The organism is Streptomyces sp. NPDC086989 (genome assembly GCF_044745505.1).
In the GTDB taxonomy this organism is placed as follows: domain Bacteria; phylum Actinomycetota; class Actinomycetes; order Streptomycetales; family Streptomycetaceae; genus Streptomyces.
The window spans coordinates 1-3,459 of sequence record NZ_JBIVAL010000052.1; the positions used below are offsets into that span (position 1 = coordinate 1).

The following is a 3,459-nucleotide window of genomic DNA, read 5'->3' on the forward strand; positions in this document are numbered from 1 at the left end:
GCGGCGCTGTACCGGTTTTCCGCTTGCGTGGTGCCGGCCGGGGCGGTTGGGGAGGCCGGAGCTTGCAGCTTTCAGCGAAGGCGGTCAGATGGGGCAGGCCGGTTCTGCCCAACGGGTCGGTGAAGAGAGGACCGCTGGTGCCGGTGACGATGTCCCAGCAGCGGCGGGCCGCCATCAGCAACGGACGCGCCCACAGCGGGACCGGGTGGGTCATGCAGCCCTGTCGGAGTCCGTCGTCGTGGAGTGTGATGGTGGAGGCCTCGGGGCCCAGGTCGTGGACGTGGACGGTGGACAGCTGGGTGGTGGAGGCAGCGGTGAACACCGCGGTCGCCAGCTCAGCGACCAGATGCGGGTGCGCGGTGGCACGGTGCAGGCGCCAGGCAACCTCGGCCTCGGTGGTCTGCGGGATCACCGGCGGGAAGAAGTCGCAGTCGGCTGCCAGCGGTGCGCGGCAGTGGCAGAGGCGGGCGGGTTCGTCGAAGGCCAGGAGGGTGGTCAGGGCCGGAAGGGCGATCCAGCGGTGGGCCAGGGGGCGCCGCGGCGGGTGGTCGGCGGTGCAAGGAGCTGCGGCAGCGGGGAGGAGGGCCGTGGCATCGGCGAGGTGGTGGCGCACGCCGGACAGGACACGGTCCAGGCCGGCTGGCAGGTGCCCGGTGTGGATTACGAGGGTCAGGTGTAGGCCGGTGCGACGGCGCAGGAGCAGCAGGGCCTCCAGGCGCTGAGGGGTCATCAAGTGCACGCGCAGGAGCAGCAGGTGGGTCGTGCCCGTCGCCAGGATCCAGGCCGCGGCGAGAGTCCACGCCGCGGCGGTGTCGTGCTCGCGGTACCCGGCCACCGGGACGGGCTTGCCCAGGGCCGCCAGGACGTCGTGCGCCAGTGCCAGCGTGGAGTCGGTGCCCGGGGTGGGGTGGACGGTGATCCGGCCCGCGAGCGGGTCGTGTGCGGCCAGGGCAGCCCGGGTGTGGACCAGGTCGTCACCCGGATCGACGATCACGGTCACCGCAGGCGGGTCGGGGCAGGTCAGCATGGTCCCGCCGTCTGGCGGACGCTGAGCTTGCTGTAGGCCCAGCGCAGGAGTTCCTCGTCCACACAGGCGCGGCCGGCTTCCTGCATTCCGACGGTCAGGTGGTGGGTGATCTTCGCCCACGCCCGGAAGTTCCCATGAGCAGCCTCCTGGTCGCACAGGGCGATCAGCTCCGGATCGGCTTCGGACCACAGGGGGTGGAAGGCGGGGATCACGTCCAGGACCTCCTCCAGCGGCATCCGGCCGATCTCCTGCCACGCGTACACGCGGGACTCCAGCATCGGCTCACTCAAAAGCATCTCGAAGCAGCCGTTCCCGCCGGTGAAGACAATCGTGAGCGCCGAATCGGTGTCATCCCACAGGTAGCGCAGATACTCGAAGCAGAGCTTGGACAGCCACTGCGCCTCGTCGCACACCAGCACCAGCGGCTCGACGAGCGCGCCGCGCAGCATCCGGTCGAACTCGATCGCATGCGCCGGCGGACGGCCCTGCAGGCCCAGGGCGTAGAACAGCTCATGGCGCAGATCACGGGTCGAGGGACGGGCACGGAACTGGATCCGGCGTGTCAGCTTCGGTGCGAGCTCGCGCAGCGAGGCGTTGACCGCAAAGGACTTTCCGTGGCCGGCCTGGCCGTAGATACAGATCATGGCCTGCGCGCCGATCGCGGCCCGGATGTTCTCCCTGGCCGCGAGCAGCGCACGGGTCGAGACGACCTGCGCGCCCGGCAGGCGCATGAAGTGGTCCTCCCGCGCCGCAGGGAGCCGCCCCCGACGGGTGGAGGTGGACGTTGTCATCCGGCATCACTCCTTACCGCCGGGACGGTCCCCGGCCTCCGGCCCCCTTGCGGGCACATCCTCCGCGGCCGGTTCCGGGGCCCGCGGCAAGGGCCGCTGACGCGGGCGGGCCCAACCAGCAGGCGGCTCCCGCGGGGGGATCAGGTCCGGCAACGCCCGCGCCGCCAGATCCACCGACTGCGCCCGGGCGATCTCCGCAGCCGCCTCACCCGCCGTCTCCGTACGCCGGCGAGCTGGTGCCCCTGCAGTCGTGGTGGCCGTATAGCGGGTGCGGCGCAGCTTCTCCGCCGCCTTCAGATCCGCCCTCAACGCCCTGGCCTTGCCCTCACGCACCCGGGACAGAGCGCGGCGCTGAGCCGGCGTGGCAGCCTCAGCCAGATAGGCGCTGCCCAGATGCCGGCCCCCGCTCTCGGCCGCGAAGACCTCGATCCGGCCGTCGAAATGCGGTAGGTACCGCAGCCGCACCCGGGTCCCGACAAGGCCGGCCATCCACGGCGCGACATAGGCACGCCGCCGCCACGCCACCCCGTTCGTCGTGATCTTCCGGATCCGGCCGTCGTCCTCCAACGCGAAGAACGCCAACTGCTCCTCCGGAACGTCCTCAAGAGGAGTGGGGTCCGCCTCCCACGCCTGCGCAGGCGTAGCGCCGGCAAGCCCGGCCGGACGGTGCCCGGTGTTCCACCACGCCACCCACTCCAGCAGCACCTTCACGAAGTCCTCGAACGCCAGCAGGTCCTCCACCGCATCCGGCCTAAACGCCTCCACCGGCCGCGCCCGGCGGGTGTAGCCCGGCAGCGAGACCAGCAGCATCTCCTCCACCGCACCATTCAGCGCCTCCACCGTGCCCTTCCGGTACGGCTTGTACGCCGGCAGATCATCCACCGGAACCGCGAACCCGCCCAAAGCCTTCGCGACCGCGTTCGACAGGAAGTCCTTGCCCCGGTCCACCCGCACCCGCCCCGGCAGACCACCGAACGGCCCATACGGCTCCGCACGGCTGATCCCCGTACGCAGCGCCGCCAGCACCGCGTCCCTCGCCGGCTGATGCGGAGTGACCGCCACCCCCACAACCACCCTCGACGCCACATCGATGAACCACGTCACCCACGGACACACCGCCACCCCATCCAAGGCGACCCGGACCGGAACCCGCTTGTGATCACCCTCCCAGCAGGCATTGCGATACGCCGGCGGACGCTTCCCGTACACGTCATAACGGCGACGTGCCGCCTCACCCCCACGCAACCCCGCCCGCTCCCCCGGCGACAGGTCCTGACGCACGGCGCGCTGCAGAGTACGAAGAGAAGGAACCAGGTCCGGGGTACCAGCCGCAGCAGCCTCGGCGGCCAGTTCACGATGCACCGCGGCCACATTCCCGCCCCACACCACCAAACGCGCACGCAGATCGGCACTCACACCCACCCGCGACGGAGCCCGTGCGGACAACCGGCCCTCACGCCGGGCCACCGCCACCCAGTTCCACACCGTCCGCAGCGACACCCCCGCAGCCTGAGCAACCGCACGCGCATGCTCCGTGGCCAGCTCTCCCCGCGAATCGAGTGCCACCAACCGCGCCACGGCATCCTCACGCCCCACACCCCGGCACCACGGCATGTCCTCGCCAGCAGAAATCTCATCGGC

At 71.1% G+C, this 3,459-nt stretch carries 3 protein-coding genes; all 3 read right to left on the reverse strand.

Going from position 1 to position 3,459, the window contains the following annotated elements:
• On the reverse strand, positions 1-1,027 hold a 1,027-nt coding region (locus tag ACIPK4_RS40025; protein WP_402322886.1), incomplete at its 3' end, for a hypothetical protein.
• Complete coding sequence (locus ACIPK4_RS40030) at positions 1,021-1,818, reverse strand: AAA family ATPase (RefSeq protein ID WP_402322889.1); 798 nt, start codon at positions 1,816-1,818, stop codon at positions 1,021-1,023. The genes ACIPK4_RS40030 and ACIPK4_RS40025, both read right to left, overlap by 7 nt.
• A 6-nt stretch (positions 1,819-1,824) precedes the next feature.
• Positions 1,825-3,396, reverse strand: a complete 1,572-nt coding sequence (locus ACIPK4_RS40035) for a Mu transposase C-terminal domain-containing protein (RefSeq protein WP_402322892.1) — start codon at positions 3,394-3,396, stop codon at positions 1,825-1,827.
• Between the last annotated feature and the right edge of the window lie 63 nt (positions 3,397-3,459).